The sequence below is a fragment of the Silvanigrella sp. genome, assembly GCF_044369315.1.
In the GTDB taxonomy this organism is placed as follows: Bacteria; Bdellovibrionota_B; Oligoflexia; order Silvanigrellales; family Silvanigrellaceae; genus Silvanigrella.
The window spans coordinates 14,185-29,220 of sequence record NZ_JBIPMD010000014.1 but is presented as its reverse complement, the minus strand read 5'-3'; the positions used below and the strand labels follow the sequence as shown (position 1 = coordinate 29,220).

Here is a 15,036-nt window from a genome sequence, read left to right as displayed (position 1 = left end):
ATCCAAAGTCCGTTTAACAAAGGGCTTGCTTGTCCATGTTTTCGGAAGATTTTCTGCATGCCTTTTTAAATACATATTCTTTTTCTAAAGACACATTCTTTTTCTAAAGACACATTCTTTTTCTAAAGACACATTCTTTTTCTAAAGACACATTCTCAAATCTTAACTGGCATATTTTATTAATTGTATTAGTTCATTTACTAGAATTTAATTATTTTCCAATAACATTAAATCTAATATTTCTCTCTTCTTTTTTAATAATCTTAATTTGCTTCTGCAAATCTTTCTTAACTAAACTAATATATTTAATATTTGTATTGTAGCACATCTCTTGCCATCCTCCGTTATTTTGTACAACTTTCCATCCAAGTTTTCCTATAAATTCTTTTGCTTCTTCATTTTTATAAGCTCCAAATAATTGCATACCTCTTACAATTCTTTCAGCAATTTGTAAACTCGGTTCTGTTTCGGATTCTGATAGTTGCTCAAACTCATCAATAGAAGGAATCATGTAACCTTGTTTAGCCTTTTTATAAATCTTTCCAAGCGCAAAAAGGGCTTTCTTTTCTCCAATTTTAATACAACTTCTCAACCATGACTTTATATAATTTTCTGAAAGGCTTCTTTCACAACGTTGGCAAATTTCCCAAATAATCGTTGCGCATTTATTTTCAAAGCAATTCATTAATAATTCCTTTTTTTATTTTAATTGCTTTAATTCTCATCAAAATTCATATATCCAAAATTTCGTTATTCTTTTCATTTTTAAGAGAATTTAAAGCGTTCATGATGTTTGAATCGATTGTCGCTGAAGTATCGCTTTTTTTCGCTTGCAAATTGGTCTTGATATTCTGATTATTCTGAGTCGCTGCAAAAATATTTTGTATGTCGCCAGCTAGATAAATCGGTGAGTGTCCTTTGGTGACATGCCATGAATTTTAAGATCGCAAATAACAATTTATACATTCGATTAAATTTTGTTCCGAAAATGTTGAACCCATTTTTTTGATGATGGATTGAATGGACCTGCTTAGGGTTGCGAAGTCTAGGAACTTTGCTTTGTAACGTTGTTCGTATGATTTTACGAATGCATCTATCCCTGACTTGAGTAATTGCGAAGTACGATCATCAAGTTTTTTTTCATTTGTTTTTACGACTCGAATTTTAGTCTTTTTTAGATCAGAAATATTTTTTTCAATATTTATCTGTTCTTCTTCTGTTTCTTTTTTATTTTCTTTATCTGTTATTATAGTGTTGGGAGAATTGATATCGTTGCGTATTTCTGAATACTCATTTTGTGTGCAGCTCTTACTTAAATTGTCGGTCTCTGATTCCGATATAATGTCGGTTTGTTCAGAATTCCATTCTTTAGTAGCTTGGCTAATCATGCGGCCGTTTGGAGTGTACCAACTGGTCCTATCAAAATTATTCTTGTTAAAATTTTCTTTGATAACCCAGCCATCATTTACTAATTCAGATAAATATCTCTCAATGCTTCTAACTGATAAATTACCATCTAAATCTTGAGCAAGCTCTTGAGCCGATCTTTTAACCCAAATAGCATTACCTTTTTTCATATTTGGATTATTTTTATTCATTGAAACCCAATCAATTATCTTTTGTAATAGCAGAGCTTTTGATATCCCTAATTTTGCGCTTAATGGATAAGATAGTCTAATAAATGAACCTGAAGACATAGCTTTTTTCTTTCTTCTTGCTTTTTATTTAATAAATGATATTCTTGAGGTCTGTATGCGTTACAGCATTTCGGTAATCGAGTAGGGGTCAGGGTTTTTAACTCTGGCCGCTCTAGTTTTAAGTCTATTTTTTAAAGCCCACACGCATTTAATTCTTGTATAGCTCTTGAAACTTTATTTAATTTCGAATTTTTTAATATCATTAATTCTTCTTGCTTTTTTTGCAATCCTTTTCCTATTCTTTGCATATGAATTAACTTTGCTTCCATTAATTCTTCTTGGCTTAAATCTAAAATTTTTCTTACTGCTGATCCGATCTTGATTAATCCTCCAAACATATCCTCCATGTACAAAGCAACGGTTATTATGCTTTTCTTGGAGAATATTTTTCTGTTTACTTGTATTGAATCATTTATAAACTTTTGTAGAGCTAGCCTACATATTTTTAAAGCTCTTCTTTGGTGTCTGTTCTCGTATTGGCTTAAAATAATAATAACATCAGTAAGGGAATATTTTCTGATTATTTTTTGAATAGGTTGTTTTACGTAAATAATCTTACCTATTGTTACTTTATTGTAATTACCGATAATATTCATTTTAAAAAGCTGATTTGCCTTGCGGTTGAAATAATATTTCTCGATACCCGCAAATTCAGACAGGAATTCATCAGTTATCGTTTTGGAGTCATCCAAATTTTCAATTAAAACTTCAAGAGCTTCATTTTCATTTTTTGTTGCTAATGTTTTCATTTTGTTTCCTTTTTATCTAAATATAATTCTAAGGCAATAAATTCAGGAAAAATTATAAAAATTAAAAAATATTTAAACTTTTGTTCGAAATTTAATGCTTTTCTTAGGGTGGTGGCTAGAATACTAAAACATATTTTTCTTATAAGTGCCCCTATAAGTAAAAAAATAATAATTAGAGTCGATAATTTTGATAAACAAATCATTTAATAATTCCTTATTTAAGTTAAATTCAAAAAAATATTTCTAATTTTTGAAAAGTCCTTAATGTAGTTGATTCGTCTTTAGCAATTTTTTCTAAAGTATTAACAGCAATTTTTGATTTCTTTGAAATAGTTGTAACGTTACCTAATTTTTCAACCGCAATTACATAATAATCTAGTAATTTTTTGTTTTTTATTTTATCTTTTCTGTTATATTTCATAAATAAACCTTTATTAGTTAGAATTAATTCCATATATTTTTATAGAATCGAAATTTTCAGGCTTACTGGCAATTGCTTTTGCACCAAAAAAGACAGCTTCTTCTATTTTAGTTTTAAAAATTGATTTCTCGCGACTTTCTGCCATTAATGACAAAGCGTTATTTACAGCATTTGCAAATTTTTCTTTAAATTCATTCATTTCTTTGAATCCGTTTTCATTTAATTTATGCGTTTCAAACATTATATGTTTCCTTTTAAATAATTATTTTATATTTTTATTGCTATGATTAATTAATTTTTCAAATTCTTCAATAAATGCTTCAAGCTTTAAACGTGTTGCATGTGAACATGATTTTCCTCTTGCAATACTTGTCAGGGTTTGGCTTGTTATGCCTGAATGTTGACCAAGTCTTGTTATGTTTCCACAGATACGCAAACCCTTTTTTAAAGCTTGATTAGCAAGGATTTTATATTTTTCTTTTGGTAATAATTGAGTCATTTTATTTGGGGTGCCGACCTGCTTCGAGATAAAAACGGCGCTTTAGCAAATACTACTATGACGGTAGTATTGTGAAATTTTATTTCCATGAATTTAAATCAAAAATTTTAAACTGGATTTTTAGGAATTGAATTTTTTTTAAAACTACAAAGAAACTTAAATAGCATGACCAAACTTGCTTTGATTTTCGGAATGAGTTTTCTAATTCTTATCTAGGTCAAAAAGACTAAGTTCTGAAATACATGAAAACCGCTGGTTTATCTGATGGTTTTTTTATTTCAAATACTACTTAAAGATAGTATTTGGAAAACCGCCTTTTTTCTCTCGAAGCAGGTCGGTACCCCTATATTCGGATTTAATTTGATCCCAATTTGTTTTTGATTTCGATCCCGCCCCTCGGATTATCGCGAGCCGCTAGTGTGCCACGAATATGGTGAATACCGAAAGGTAATTACAGCAATGCTGTGCGAAAGATGAGAGTTGGCCTCTCGAAGTCGTCTTGCAGGAGAAGACTTCAAACCACTCTAAGCTGCAATAATAAAGAGTTATTTTAGTGAGCGTTAGAGAAAAGGCACAGTAAATGTGTCAGGTAAGAATCAAGGAGACGAATGTAAATGAACCATTGATGAGGTGTCGTTAGCGTAAAATGATGTCAAAACCAAGGACTAGCGGTTCTTTGGGATAAGCTTAAAGGTTACCTGTTTATTGTTTAAGCGGCATCCGGCACAGAGATGGCGTGAACTTGATTCAGGCTTCTGCACGGAACGTGGGAACCTGTCGTTAAAATGTAAATGTAGAAGTTCAAGTGGAAGCACCACAAGGCTTAAATACAGATGTTTAGCACAGGGGCGGAACATCTCGTAATAGTTAAGAAGCAAAGTAACATTTGTGGAGCGAAGGGGCTGTGTTGTTTTAGTAGTTACTTTAATCAACCAGAAATGGGAGGAGTTAATGACAACTACAAAGTCATTTGAAGTTTCTAAATCAACTGTATGGGAGGCATGGAAAAGTGTAAAAGAAAATCATGGAGCACATGGTATTGATAAACAATCTATAGAAGACTTTGAAGCAAATCTCAAAGATAATTTGTACAAGCTTTGGAATCGTATGTCGTCGGGAAGTTACTTTCCGCCATCTGTTCGAAAAGTAGAAATACCAAAGAAAGATGGAGGGAAACGCACTTTAGGAATCCCTACAGTTGCTGATAGAATTGCCCAAACTACTGTGAAGAGAATGCTTGAACCACAAATTGAGGCTATTTTTCATCCTGATTCCTATGGCTATCGACCAAATAAATCAGCATTAGATGCAGTTGGTAAAACTCGTGAAAGATGCTGGAAATTTGATTGGGTTATAGATCTGGATATTAAGGGTTTCTTTGATAATATGAATCATGAATTGCTCATGAAAGCTTTAAAGAAACACACGGATTGCAAATGGATACTGCTTTATATCGAAAGATGATTAAAAAGCCCATTGGAAGATATTGATGGATTGAGAATAGAAAGAACTAAAGGCACGCCTCAGGGTGGAGTAATTAGTCCATTGATCTCTAATTTATTCATGCATTATGCTTTTGATAAATGGATGGAAATTCATTTTCCAGGAGTTCTATTTGCAAGATACGCAGATGACCTCGTAATTCACTGCATATCAGAAAACCAAGCTAATATAATTCTTTCCGCAGTAAGGAAACGGCTATCAGAATGTTTTCTAGATTTACATCCAACTAAAACGAAAATAATATACTGTAAAGATAATCAAAGAAATGGAACTTATAAAGTAACGGCTTTTGATTTTCTAGGGTATACTTTTCGTCCAAGAATGGTGAAAACAAAATATGGAAACATAATGACTTCTTTTACTCCTGCAATTGGTGACAAGGTAAGAAAGATAATTCAAGGGCGGATACGTAATTGGAAAATCCATTTATTAAGTCATGCAAAAATTGAAGAAATTGCTTGTTCAATTAATCCAGTGTTATGTGGATGGCTTAACTATTACTGTAAATTTTATGGTTCTTTAGCAATTCATACTATTTCTCGTGCAGTTAATTTTGCTCTCGTAAGATGGGCAAGAAGAAAATTTAAGAAATTAAATCGAAGTTATTCCAGAGCAAGAGATTTAATTAGAAGAATGCAAAAGCAAAATTCTATATTATTTGAGCATTGGAAAAACGCTAAAGGAATTTAATTAATGACTGAACAATAGGAGCCGTATGAATCGAGAGATTCACTACGGTTCTGAGAGAAACTAGGGGTGAAATTCCCCTGGTTTACTCACCCAATTAGGTCTATAGAACCAGGAATAATTGCGGCAGAATCTTATTTTTAATTTACACACATCATTTCCTTAATTGATCTGAGTGCACATTTTTTATCATCCACAAAAGTAAATTCTAAGCAATAAGTACATTCTATTTTATTTTTGTAGCCTAAAGTAACGTTAATGCCAATGAACTTTTCATTTCCATTTTGTTCAGTTGCGTAAATGACAGAATCAGTTTTTGTTAATTTTCCTATTAGTCCAAAATCATTAGCTGGATGGTTTTCCAGTTTCTGTATTTTTTCTGCAAGAAATACAGCATATTTAATTGCATTTTTCTTGCATAACTCTTCTATTTTTTTAGGGACTTTAAAATCATTTTGACCTTGTTCAGTGCATGCAAATACTTGGTATTTTGGAAATAAACATAAAGACAAAAATAAAAATTTGTAAAATAATCTTCTCAATTGTATCTCCACATCAAGTTTTATGGATAAAAGTACGATCAAGCCTAATGTAAATGGTTCTATTGTAAAAAACTAGAGGGGAGAGTAGTGTTCTTTTTTTGGTATGTAGCAACGGAGCCAATACCTGTTACGGCGCAAATTCATCTATATTTGAAAGCATAATATTTAATGACAGATAATGGTTCTGTTGCAATGATATTAAAGTAACGAATTAGCTGGTTGTCATTTTCCATAGTGGATGTCATTTGGGCTGTAACCAAATCAACAGGTTATCCAAAGAGGTTGTCAAAAGTTTTTTCCATAGATCCTGTCCCAAAAATGCTAAAATTTTCATACTCTCTGTCATAAAATTATATCCATTTAAATATAGAATATTACATTTTGGATTTTTACTAAATTATTAAATACAAAAAACACTGATATTATTATAGTTTTTAACAATGACATCTTCTTTGGAAATTTGGACATCCACTATGGAAAATGACAAGGGATTTATCAAAAGATTTAATGAAGAAAATACACGATAAATTTAAAATTCCTTACGAATGCATGTTTTAAGATTTTAAAAATACTTAAGTTATTTATCTTATTTCCGAAATTCATCTCAATATTTGATTTTAAATATTTCACAATATTGAGGAATTTTATGTTTAAATATATTGTAGACTTTTTATCTTTTAGTTTTATATATAAAAAATGGGGATTGTCTTCTATTACGGTATTTATTAGATCACTTGCTATTGCTTCCTCGATTTTTATATTACAACTTACTATTATTTACATTTTGCCTGATAAAATCATTTCAAGTAATAAGGAAAACACATTAGGTTCATTAGTTTCTTCTGCTGTTACATTTTGGGCTGTTTATGGATACTTAAGAAAAGAATTTGTATCAAAATTTTTAATGATGAGAGATTATCATTAAAAGATAACTGATTATGATCTTAGTGTAAATAAAAATATTATTAAAAATGAAAGAGCTAATGTAATATATAAAATGAATTTTGTGGAAGACTGTCTAATGACAAATCTTGAAAATCATCAAATGTTTAGATACTATTTCATGTATTGTATTTATTTTATAATTAAAGAAAATATAATTGCTAAAGAAAATATTTCAATAATAAGAAATAAAAACTCATTCAAACCATATGAATTAGCAGAAATTTATATTGCTAATATTAAAATAAGTAATAATTTTGAAAGCGAATATCAATGTTTTAATGAATTACTTGAAAAAGAAAAGCAAAAGGAAGTTCCAAACAATCCAACCTCTTAAATATTTTTTGTTATTTTTTCTATTTGATATTAGCTATAATTTAATTGTTTTTTCAAGTTAAATTGGACTAATTATGCTAAATATTGAAGATTTAAATAGATATGACTTTTCCGATGTGCTTCGTCAAATGAAAAAATACGTGGATATTACCATAAACAACACTATGGAAAGCCAAATATATGAAGCTCTTGATACTATAAAAGTTGAAGAAATCATCATTTTTCTTAAGCAATATAATATAGATGACTTTAAATATCGTAGTAAAGATTTTATTAATATTTTATCTATATACCTGAATGAAAAAATAAACTTTATAAGGGGCTACATCAATATATTGCAAAAGAGTCTTATTTTGTGAAGAATAAAACTAAAATAAACAATGCGGTTTTGAATTAGCAATGTCATCTCCAAAAATCGTCTTTAGAGTTTCTTATTTTATAAAATTTAAACATATGAGTCGATATCCCAAATTATATTAAAGATGTTATTATAAAGTAACAATCGAGTCATTAATACGAAATTACATTGTTGTTACTTCAATAAGACCAATCTTATTTGAGATATTTTTTGCCTGAGAAAATTTGAGTCCAGCATTATCAAATAGTTTTCCAAATTCTTTAAATGATCTTACCTTTCCGCAGGTTGCAATCATCATATTGATATCCATTGTCCTTGCTGTCAATGGTTCTCTTTCATGTTCTAAAGTCCATTCAATAAGGTATATTTTCCCATTATCATTTAATGCATTACGGCAATTTGTCAAAATTTGAACAGCTCTCTCATCATCCCAATTATGGATAATTTTTGATAATATAATTACATCCACTTTAAATGAGAATGGTTTGAAAAAATCTCCAGCAATAAGTTCGACTCTGTTTTTATGTTGAAATGTTTCCATTTCTTCTATTGCCTTATCTATCACGCTTTTTTGATCAAATAATATTCCATTTAAATGAGAATTATTTGTAATAAATGCTCTTAGATTGGCACCTGATCCGCCGCCAATGTCAGCAATTTTATTAGCAGAATTCAAATCAATTTCATGCAAAACATCTTCACTGCAATACTCAGAAACTCCACGCATTGCAAGATTAAAGTTTTCAGCCATTTTAAGATTACTTTCAAGGTAACTATATACATTTTCTTTGTAAGCGCATTCAAAACCACTTTTTTCGGATTTTAATATCTCATGAAGATGATTTGTTACTTCTTGAAATTCTTCTCCCCATAGCAAAGCTAAATGAGCAAAACTCCCTTTCGTATTAGGTAGAAGTTTTTTTCCACTTGAAGTAAGCTCATATTGGTTTTCATTCTTTTCTTTTACGAGATTTAAATGCTCAAAGTTTTTAAGCAGTCTATGTAGTCTTTCTGTATTGTAGCCTAAATTTTTTGCCAAAATATTTAAATCTTCTACTCCACTTTCAATTTGTAAAAACAATCCATCCTTGACTCCAATGTAAATACATCTTGTATGAATATTTGTTGACAAAAGACTAAATAACTTTAAATCATCTGTTGTGCTATAAACATCGAAATAATTTTGAGATGAAATACTCATAAAATGCCCCTATAATTATGTGTGATTAACTGCAACTGGATTATACGTATGATAATTTAGAAGTAAAGAATATTTTGAGTAATTTGATTAGTGTGTTTAAAATTTGTTTTATTTTTTTTGGGTTATTTTTAAAATACGTTCATCAGAATATACCATACGGGTAGTATACGGAATAAAAATATTTTATTATTTATTGACTTTTCCTATAAATATAATAAATGTATTTTCGCTACGTGATAAATTTAAATCGGAGTTAAAAATGAATAAGTCCATTAGGTACCTTGTATTATCAATTTCTTCTATAATAATTGCAAATTCCTCTGCTCAAGAAGCGCAATTAAGCGAAAATGAAAAAATTCAAAATGAATGTAAAAGAAAAACGGATTCGAATATAGAAAGATTAAAGTCTTTTGGATACACATCCTATAATTATTCAGAATTACTAAGTAAATGCGTTAAACATCTTACTATCATTTCAGAGTTTAAAATATCGAATACGGCCTCTGATTTAAAAGAACTTTTCGATCAAACAAAAAGCAAATTAAATACAAGAATATCAGAATTAAACACACTTATCTTAGATTCAAATGATGAAAATACAACTCAAGAATATTGGAGGCAAATCTCTTGTTTTACAGATCAATTAAATATAATTCAATCAATTAGTGACGAAGATTTAATGGTTGAAAAAAAGAATTTAAATATATTTGAATATAAAGAGGGTAATGTATTTAAAAATGGTTTAATTTATGCTAATAATTCATTAAAAAATAATTGTGCAAAGTAACACTCGGTAGGATAATTTATTATTGTTAGCCGCAGATTAAGCGGCTCTTTGGGTTCTGTCGCAAAATATTCCAGATGAGTTAGGAGGAGAGTTCTACTTTTACCTAAAAGGGAACCAAGAATGGATTTTAAATGGAAACACTTTAAATCAGATATCATTTTAACAGCAATTCGTTGGTATGTGGCTTATTCCATTAAGTTACAGACAGGTGGAAGAAATGTTGAAAGAACGCGGTTTACAAGTAGATCACTCTTTTCTTCAGAGATGGGTTGTAGAATATTCCCCTCAATTAGCAAAGAAGTTTGCAAGTCATAAGAAGGCTGTAGGCAAATCTTGGAGAATGGATGAAACTTACATCAAAGGTAAAAGGGGTATGGCACTATCTGTATAGGGCGGTTGATAAGGTCGGACAAACGATCGGCTTTCACCTTTCAAAACATAGAGAGGCATCGTCTGCTAAACGTTTTTTCTAAAAGGCAATTCGCACCTCTGGCAAACCAGAAAAAGTAAACATAGACAAAAGTGGCTCAAATATATCTGCATTAAATAACATAAATCGTGACTATAAACCAAATTTTCAGATCAAAATAAGACAAAATAAATATCTAAATATCATGATAGAACAAAACCATAGATTTATAAAAATGATGTGTAAGTCCATGTTGTGGTTTTATTTATTCAGATCTGCAAGAGCTACTTTGTGTGGAATAGAACTTCATCACATGCTTAGAAAAAGTCAGCATAAAACACTTCACAATAAACCTATTTGGGAGCAATTTTGCTCCCATGCTGGATAATTGCGTCTAGAAGACGACGATTGGCTTGATTTATCTGAATAAGTTTTAATTAATTTATTTCTGCGACAGAACCTATAAATTTACATGTCACCAAATAAAAAATAAATTTCTAATTATTATCTTCTTTTTTATCTGTCTTTTTTTCTTTATTTTCAGAGGCCAATTTTTTTTCCGCTTTTCTTCTAGATACTTCTTGATCTATATAACTGGGAGAGGTCGCAAAAAAGGGTTCTGGAGCTGCTTTATAACCACAGCTCATGAAAAATAGAGATAAAAATAATACGATAAAGATTTTTTTAAAATGAATCATTTTTTCTTTTTACTCGATAAAAATTTATGAATTCTTATTTTGTGGTCATCTTTTAGAAAATATTTATTAAAAACTTGGGTGTCATATTCTTCTAAATTTTTTAAATTTTCAATATTTTTTCTATTCATTAACTCTTCAATTAGATTTTTTGGGCACTCTGAAATATGATGAACCCATTCATCTAATGCAGTTTGACAAGACTTTTTATTATTAAATTCTTTATCTACTAAACCTAAATTTAATAATTGTGAATTATCGAATTTTATTTTACCTAAAATAATAGATGAAACCTTGCGTGGGCTTAGCTGAGGGCAAAGTTCGGTTAAACGTAACATTCCGCCCCAGCCAGCAGGGATTCCAAATTTTGTTTGAGTAAAATGAAAATCATAAGATTTTCCAATGCCCCATCGATAATCTGTAGCGAGGGCAAATTCGACTCCTCCGCCAAAAGAAGGGCCAGAAAGTAACGTAACTGAAGGAGCATTTGTGGAATGAAGAAGTTTACAAAATGCTTTGATAGATGCGGAATAATATTTACAAGCTTCGGGTGCATTTTTTTCTAATTCAGAAAGATTCCCTCCGCTTGAAAAAATACCTTCAACATCGGATTTAACGACAATTAAAAGACAGTTTTGCTCGTTTATAAATTTTTCAAAAAGGCTAGGATTCCCATTTTCTTCAATAGTAATACTTTGCATAATTGATGACATTCTTAAACTTATCGCATTTTTTGTTGTTGCGCTATTTAAAGTAACAAAGCAAATATTGTTTTTTGCTATGATAGAAAATTCTTCGCCATCAACAAGTTTTGTCATTGATTTATTCCTGATTTTAAATTTGCTAATTCAGCATCTACTGTATCTTTATTAGATAAATTTGAGTTTGAATTTGCTTTTGGTAATGATGCAAAAGGGTCGTTTTTAATTGCTACTTTATTGTCTGTTATCGCATTGTCAAATGCAGATAAATGTTTGGATCTTGATCCAGCCATTTGTAATTCTTTATCAAGATCTGTTTTTTCTGCACCTGTTAATTCGGTGGATAGTTTTGCAACAGCTTTTGATTTTTGCCTTGCATTTCGAATTGCTTCAAGATTTTTAGATGAAGAGTCCACAGATAATCCAGAGAGACGATCGTTTAATTCTTTTATTTTTTGAGAACTAATAATATCAGCAACGGTTTCTGCTTCTTCTTTATTTAAGGAGTCAATTTGAGTTTGTAATTCAAGTAATCTCACCTTGTAACGTTCAATCGCTTGTTGTTGTTCATCTATTTCAGCTTCAAGTTCTTTTACTCTTTGCTCATTTTTTTCGGATTTATCTGCAAGTTGTGAATAAGCTGACTTGTATCTTTCATCCGGATTTTTTTTGTAAAGTTCAATAGCTCCGGCCATTTTTTGTTGAAGCTCTTCGCTTTCTTTAGAAATTTTTTTAACTTCATCCGATTTCATTTCACGAATTCGAATAAGTTCTGCAACGGCTTCACGCATTTCTTGATAATCTTTACTCCAATCTTCTTTTGTTTTTCGAAATTGAGAACGAATGGCGTCAGCGTTTGATGTTACCATTTTATCTGTCATGCGTTGGGTTTTCCCTTCAGCAAGACCAAATACACTAGAGAAAAAACGTCCTAAACTATTAAAAAAACTCATAAATTACCTCCAAAATCCAAATCACATCAAACTCAATTTAATTACGAGAGATGCTCGTGCAAGAAATAATACCAGTAGATTTTACTTCTGTTAAGACGAGAATTTAATTTATGTCTTTTTTTATGACTCTTCTTGTGATGAATATCCAATATCAGAAGCACTTGTTTGATCTTCTTGTTGCTCTTCAATAGAATTTAAAGCAAGGATAGCTTTTTTTTGATCATCAATATTCATTTGTAATGATCTTAAGCTTGGTAATTCACTTAAACTTGAAAGTCCGAAAACTTCTAAAAACTTTTGAGAGGTTTTATATTCTAGTGGATTACCAACTTCTTTTCTTGTTCCTGAAGCATAAATGAGTTCTTTTTCTTTTAGCGTTTGAACAATAGATGAGCTGTCTACTTGTCGAAGTGCGTTTATTTGTGCACGGGTAATAGGTTGTCTATATGCGATAATTGCTAAAGTTTCTAAAGCATTTTTACTTAAAGAACGTGCTTTACCTGAATATTGTTTTTTAATTAAAGCAATATGTTCGATTCGTGTTCTGATTTGGTATTTATTTCCATTTTCAAAAATTTCAAAGGCTCTATCTTCATATTCAAATGCTAATGCTCTTATAGCCATTCGAATGTCAGAAAGAGATACTTCGCCAATCCAGTTTCGAATATCTCCCGCTTCTAAAGGTGTATCAGCAACAAATAAAATAGCTTCAACTTTAGATTTCAATAAATCAAATGCGGACTTATTTGAAATATTTGATTCTTCTGAATTAAGAAGAGAATTTGTTTTTGAATCTTCCATAATCACCTATAAAATTAATTTGATTCTCGCACTTTGTGGCGATCTTTTTTATTATGTTTTTTTTCAGGATGTTCAGATACAACTTGAGCATCTATTATATTTCTATCTGATATTCTTTTTTTTGCATCTGAAATTAAAGTTTGTGCAATATTCTTTCTAAAGTTTTTAAAAGATTCTATATTTGTTGGAGCATTGCTTACGACAACTGAGTTTACATATTTAACAATAGGTAATAAATTTTTGCCGCTATTATGCTCTACAAGTATACTTATAATTTCGTTACGAACTTCATTTGTTGCAACTTCTGCAGGTTGTCCTTCTAGAAGTTTATTTACTAATTTCGAGATGCTTTTTTCAATTTCAGAGCTTGTTTTATGGCCAATGTCATTTACTTTTCCAAGAAGAAATTGAATTTCTTCTTTAGAGAAAGATCTTGCTTGATCAACTGCTTTTTTAGCAAGACCAATCATTGCTTTTGGATTCAGATTTTCTTGATTTTTTTTCAAAGTATCAACAATTTTTTCAGAGTTGATATTTTTTAAATTGCTTATTAAGGAACTCAATTTGCTATCCATTGCTCTTTTCCTTTTGATTTTTCGAAATAGTCAATTTAGCACATACTCGCAAGCTAAATCGCCGCTATTCCTCTGAGAAACTAAAACCTCTAACGTTTCTCATACACCAAAAAACAAATACTTCAAATGAAGAGACTTCTTTGATTTTAGCTATTTAGCTTAAATAGCTTCCCTTTTACTCCGTTTTGAAAATCTTTTGATGACACTGCTTTTTTGCCAGGTAGTTGCAATTCCAGTATATCAAGTAGTTGTTCATCTCCACAGCATACACTTAATGTGTTTTGTGTAAATGATAATTCACCAATTTTTAGACCAAGATTATTTTGTGACACTTTTGTAGAAATTATTTTAATTTCTATTTTATCATTATTTAATAAAAAGATTGATTTTGTTCCTGGCCAACCTGAAAAAGCTCTAACCTTATTATGCAGTGCAGTAGCGGATTTAGAAAAATCTAAATAGCTTTCTTCAGGCTTTATTTTATCTGCCTTCGTTGCTTGTGCATGATCTTGCTCTATAGGGTTGCTCTTTCCCGCAAAATAATTTGGCAGGGCTTTTACTAGTAATTTAGCTCCTTTTTCAAATAAAATATCTAATAATTCAGGCGATTTTATTTGATCATTTAATGGATATTCTTCTTGAGCTAAAATAGGACCCGCATCCATAGCAGCGACAGAGAAAAGAATGGAGACACCTGTTTTTTGATCTCCATTTTCGATACAGCGCTGAACAGGTGCAGCTCCTCTATAAAGAGGCAAAAGACTAGGATGAATATTTAAGGTTCCAAAAATAGGAATGTCTAAAAACTCTTTTGGCAGATAATTTCCATAGGCCGCTGTAATGCATAGGTCGGGCTTTAGTTCTTTTAAGTCGGATAAAAATTCGGGGTTTTTTGCGGATTGGGGTGTAAAAACAGGAATCCCTCTTTCAAGTGCCAAAGTGTGCACTGGAGAAGGGGTTTCGCTTCCATTTCGGCTTGAACGTGCGGGAGTTTGGCTTACAACCAATATAACTTTTAAAAAGTGTTCGTATTGTAAAATGATTTTTAATGCCAGTGCGGCAACTTGAGGAGTTCCTAGAAATATAACTTTTTTTCGATTATCTGACTGTAAAAAACTCATAGCATACCTTTTCCATTTTTTTAGGGATAGCAGCTTTTCCCTCAACAAAATAACAAAGA

The 15,036-nt window shown here is 30.6% G+C and carries 19 protein-coding genes and 2 pseudogenes; 7 read left to right on the top strand and 14 right to left on the bottom strand.

Translation table 11 applies throughout. From position 1 onward, the window contains the following. Positions 1 to 211: 211 nt before the first annotated feature. From ACIQ56_RS02670 to ACIQ56_RS02645, 6 genes are all read right to left on the bottom strand, one after another. Positions 212 to 685 (bottom strand): hypothetical protein, encoded by a 474-nt coding sequence (locus ACIQ56_RS02670; RefSeq protein WP_397599534.1) that lies wholly within the window; start codon positions 683 to 685, stop codon positions 212 to 214. A gap of 253 nt (positions 686 to 938) precedes the next feature. After that, positions 939 to 1,697, bottom strand: coding sequence for a hypothetical protein (locus ACIQ56_RS02665; RefSeq protein ID WP_397599533.1), 759 nt, complete (start codon positions 1,695 to 1,697; stop codon positions 939 to 941). A 131-nt stretch (positions 1,698 to 1,828) separates the two neighbouring features. Continuing rightward, positions 1,829 to 2,446 carry a hypothetical protein gene (locus tag ACIQ56_RS02660; protein ID WP_397599532.1) on the bottom strand — a complete coding sequence of 206 codons (618 nt, stop codon included), beginning with the start codon at positions 2,444 to 2,446 and terminating at the stop codon, positions 1,829 to 1,831. Between the two features lie 229 nt (positions 2,447 to 2,675). Further along, positions 2,676 to 2,867, bottom strand: a complete 192-nt coding sequence (locus tag ACIQ56_RS02655) for a hypothetical protein (protein ID WP_397599531.1) — start codon at positions 2,865 to 2,867, stop codon at positions 2,676 to 2,678. 13 nt (positions 2,868 to 2,880) lie between these two features. Continuing rightward, the gene (locus ACIQ56_RS02650) at positions 2,881 to 3,108 is read right to left on the bottom strand and encodes a hypothetical protein (RefSeq protein WP_397599530.1); all 228 of its coding nucleotides are present in this window, start codon (positions 3,106 to 3,108) and stop codon (positions 2,881 to 2,883) included. 21 nt (positions 3,109 to 3,129) lie between these two features. Beyond that, positions 3,130 to 3,366 carry a hypothetical protein gene (locus ACIQ56_RS02645; RefSeq protein WP_397599529.1) on the bottom strand — a complete coding sequence of 79 codons (237 nt, stop codon included), beginning with the start codon at positions 3,364 to 3,366 and terminating at the stop codon, positions 3,130 to 3,132. A gap of 951 nt (positions 3,367 to 4,317) precedes the next feature. Between ACIQ56_RS02645 and ltrA the strand changes: the two are divergent. Further along, positions 4,318 to 5,121 (top strand): annotated as a pseudogene (ltrA, locus tag ACIQ56_RS02640) (group II intron reverse transcriptase/maturase); the annotation flags it as partial. Positions 5,122 to 5,190: 69 nt separating this feature from the next. Then, on the top strand, positions 5,191 to 5,559 hold the full coding sequence (locus tag ACIQ56_RS02635) for a group II intron maturase-specific domain-containing protein (RefSeq protein WP_397599535.1): 369 nt from the start codon (positions 5,191 to 5,193) through the stop codon (positions 5,557 to 5,559). Positions 5,560 to 5,696: 137 nt separating this feature from the next. On the opposite strand, the gene ACIQ56_RS02630 is transcribed toward ACIQ56_RS02635, so the two are convergent. Further along, positions 5,697 to 6,098: a hypothetical protein gene (locus tag ACIQ56_RS02630; RefSeq protein WP_397599528.1), complete on the bottom strand. Its 402-nt coding sequence runs from the start codon at positions 6,096 to 6,098 to the stop codon at positions 5,697 to 5,699. Between the two features lie 646 nt (positions 6,099 to 6,744). Between ACIQ56_RS02630 and ACIQ56_RS02625 the strand changes: the two genes are divergently transcribed. From ACIQ56_RS02625 to ACIQ56_RS02615, 3 genes are all read left to right on the top strand, one after another. Further along, positions 6,745 to 7,023 carry a hypothetical protein gene (locus ACIQ56_RS02625; protein WP_397599527.1) on the top strand — a complete coding sequence of 93 codons (279 nt, stop codon included), beginning with the start codon at positions 6,745 to 6,747 and terminating at the stop codon, positions 7,021 to 7,023. Positions 7,024 to 7,119: 96 nt separating this feature from the next. After that, positions 7,120 to 7,377 carry a hypothetical protein gene (locus ACIQ56_RS02620; RefSeq protein WP_397599526.1) on the top strand — a complete coding sequence of 86 codons (258 nt, stop codon included), beginning with the start codon at positions 7,120 to 7,122 and terminating at the stop codon, positions 7,375 to 7,377. Positions 7,378 to 7,450: 73 nt separating this feature from the next. Beyond that, positions 7,451 to 7,735 (top strand): hypothetical protein, encoded by a 285-nt coding sequence (locus ACIQ56_RS02615; protein WP_397599525.1) that lies wholly within the window; start codon positions 7,451 to 7,453, stop codon positions 7,733 to 7,735. Between the two features lie 162 nt (positions 7,736 to 7,897). Here ACIQ56_RS02615 and ACIQ56_RS02610 read toward each other — a convergent pair whose 3' ends face one another. Continuing rightward, positions 7,898 to 8,935 carry a methyltransferase gene (locus ACIQ56_RS02610; RefSeq protein WP_397599524.1) on the bottom strand — a complete coding sequence of 346 codons (1,038 nt, stop codon included), beginning with the start codon at positions 8,933 to 8,935 and terminating at the stop codon, positions 7,898 to 7,900. Between the two features lie 259 nt (positions 8,936 to 9,194). On the opposite strand from ACIQ56_RS02610, the gene ACIQ56_RS02605 reads away from it, so the two are divergent. Next, positions 9,195 to 9,722, top strand: coding sequence for a hypothetical protein (locus tag ACIQ56_RS02605; RefSeq protein ID WP_397599523.1), 528 nt, complete (start codon positions 9,195 to 9,197; stop codon positions 9,720 to 9,722). 120 nt (positions 9,723 to 9,842) lie between these two features. Continuing rightward, positions 9,843 to 10,519: pseudogene (locus ACIQ56_RS02600) on the top strand (IS6 family transposase). Between the two features lie 109 nt (positions 10,520 to 10,628). Here the strand turns inward: ACIQ56_RS02600 and ACIQ56_RS02595 are convergent. The 6 genes from ACIQ56_RS02595 to fmt all read right to left on the bottom strand — a co-directional run bounded on the left by ACIQ56_RS02595 (position 10,629) and on the right by fmt (position 14,977). After that, positions 10,629 to 10,829: a hypothetical protein gene (locus tag ACIQ56_RS02595; RefSeq protein ID WP_397599522.1), complete on the bottom strand. Its 201-nt coding sequence runs from the start codon at positions 10,827 to 10,829 to the stop codon at positions 10,629 to 10,631. Further along, positions 10,826 to 11,644 (bottom strand): enoyl-CoA hydratase/isomerase family protein, encoded by an 819-nt coding sequence (locus tag ACIQ56_RS02590; RefSeq protein ID WP_397599521.1) that lies wholly within the window; start codon positions 11,642 to 11,644, stop codon positions 10,826 to 10,828. Before ACIQ56_RS02590 ends, ACIQ56_RS02595 begins: the two co-directional genes overlap by 4 nt. Continuing rightward, positions 11,641 to 12,480 (bottom strand): PspA/IM30 family protein, encoded by an 840-nt coding sequence (locus ACIQ56_RS02585; RefSeq protein WP_397599520.1) that lies wholly within the window; start codon positions 12,478 to 12,480, stop codon positions 11,641 to 11,643. Before ACIQ56_RS02585 ends, ACIQ56_RS02590 begins: the two co-directional genes overlap by 4 nt. 120 nt (positions 12,481 to 12,600) lie before the next feature. Then, positions 12,601 to 13,281 carry an SMC-Scp complex subunit ScpB gene (gene scpB, locus ACIQ56_RS02580; protein WP_397599519.1) on the bottom strand — a complete coding sequence of 227 codons (681 nt, stop codon included), beginning with the start codon at positions 13,279 to 13,281 and terminating at the stop codon, positions 12,601 to 12,603. Positions 13,282 to 13,295: 14 nt separating this feature from the next. Next, complete coding sequence (locus ACIQ56_RS02575; protein ID WP_397599518.1) at positions 13,296 to 13,856, bottom strand: hypothetical protein; 561 nt, start codon at positions 13,854 to 13,856, stop codon at positions 13,296 to 13,298. A 146-nt stretch (positions 13,857 to 14,002) separates the two neighbouring features. Continuing rightward, entirely contained in the window at positions 14,003 to 14,977 is a 975-nt protein-coding gene (gene fmt, locus ACIQ56_RS02570) for a methionyl-tRNA formyltransferase (RefSeq protein WP_397599517.1), read from the bottom strand. Positions 14,978 to 15,036: the final 59 nt, after the last annotated feature.

What these genes read in the sequence shown, in the direction of transcription:
- ACIQ56_RS02670 (WP_397599534.1), bottom strand. Translation starts at nt 685, where the DNA reads ATGAATTGCTTTGAAAATAAATGCGCAACGATTATTTGGGAAATTTGC.
- ACIQ56_RS02665 (WP_397599533.1), bottom strand. Translation starts at nt 1,697, where the DNA reads ATGTCTTCAGGTTCATTTATTAGACTATCTTATCCATTAAGCGCAAAA.
- ACIQ56_RS02660 (WP_397599532.1), bottom strand. Translation starts at nt 2,446, where the DNA reads ATGAAAACATTAGCAACAAAAAATGAAAATGAAGCTCTTGAAGTTTTA.
- ACIQ56_RS02655 (WP_397599531.1), bottom strand. Translation starts at nt 2,867, where the DNA reads ATGAAATATAACAGAAAAGATAAAATAAAAAACAAAAAATTACTAGAT.
- ACIQ56_RS02650 (WP_397599530.1), bottom strand. Translation starts at nt 3,108, where the DNA reads ATGTTTGAAACGCATAAATTAAATGAAAACGGATTCAAAGAAATGAAT.
- ACIQ56_RS02645 (WP_397599529.1), bottom strand. Translation starts at nt 3,366, where the DNA reads ATGACTCAATTATTACCAAAAGAAAAATATAAAATCCTTGCTAATCAA.
- ACIQ56_RS02635 (WP_397599535.1), top strand. Translation starts at nt 5,191, where the DNA reads ATGGTGAAAACAAAATATGGAAACATAATGACTTCTTTTACTCCTGCA.
- ACIQ56_RS02625 (WP_397599527.1), top strand. Translation starts at nt 6,745, where the DNA reads ATGTTTAAATATATTGTAGACTTTTTATCTTTTAGTTTTATATATAAA.
- ACIQ56_RS02620 (WP_397599526.1), top strand. Translation starts at nt 7,120, where the DNA reads ATGACAAATCTTGAAAATCATCAAATGTTTAGATACTATTTCATGTAT.
- ACIQ56_RS02615 (WP_397599525.1), top strand. Translation starts at nt 7,451, where the DNA reads ATGCTAAATATTGAAGATTTAAATAGATATGACTTTTCCGATGTGCTT.
- ACIQ56_RS02610 (WP_397599524.1), bottom strand. Translation starts at nt 8,935, where the DNA reads ATGAGTATTTCATCTCAAAATTATTTCGATGTTTATAGCACAACAGAT.
- ACIQ56_RS02605 (WP_397599523.1), top strand. Translation starts at nt 9,195, where the DNA reads ATGAATAAGTCCATTAGGTACCTTGTATTATCAATTTCTTCTATAATA.
- ACIQ56_RS02595 (WP_397599522.1), bottom strand. Translation starts at nt 10,829, where the DNA reads ATGATTCATTTTAAAAAAATCTTTATCGTATTATTTTTATCTCTATTT.
- ACIQ56_RS02590 (WP_397599521.1), bottom strand. Translation starts at nt 11,644, where the DNA reads ATGACAAAACTTGTTGATGGCGAAGAATTTTCTATCATAGCAAAAAAC.
- ACIQ56_RS02585 (WP_397599520.1), bottom strand. Translation starts at nt 12,480, where the DNA reads ATGAGTTTTTTTAATAGTTTAGGACGTTTTTTCTCTAGTGTATTTGGT.
- scpB (WP_397599519.1), bottom strand. Translation starts at nt 13,281, where the DNA reads ATGGAAGATTCAAAAACAAATTCTCTTCTTAATTCAGAAGAATCAAAT.
- ACIQ56_RS02575 (WP_397599518.1), bottom strand. Translation starts at nt 13,856, where the DNA reads ATGGATAGCAAATTGAGTTCCTTAATAAGCAATTTAAAAAATATCAAC.
- fmt (WP_397599517.1), bottom strand. Translation starts at nt 14,977, where the DNA reads ATGAGTTTTTTACAGTCAGATAATCGAAAAAAAGTTATATTTCTAGGA.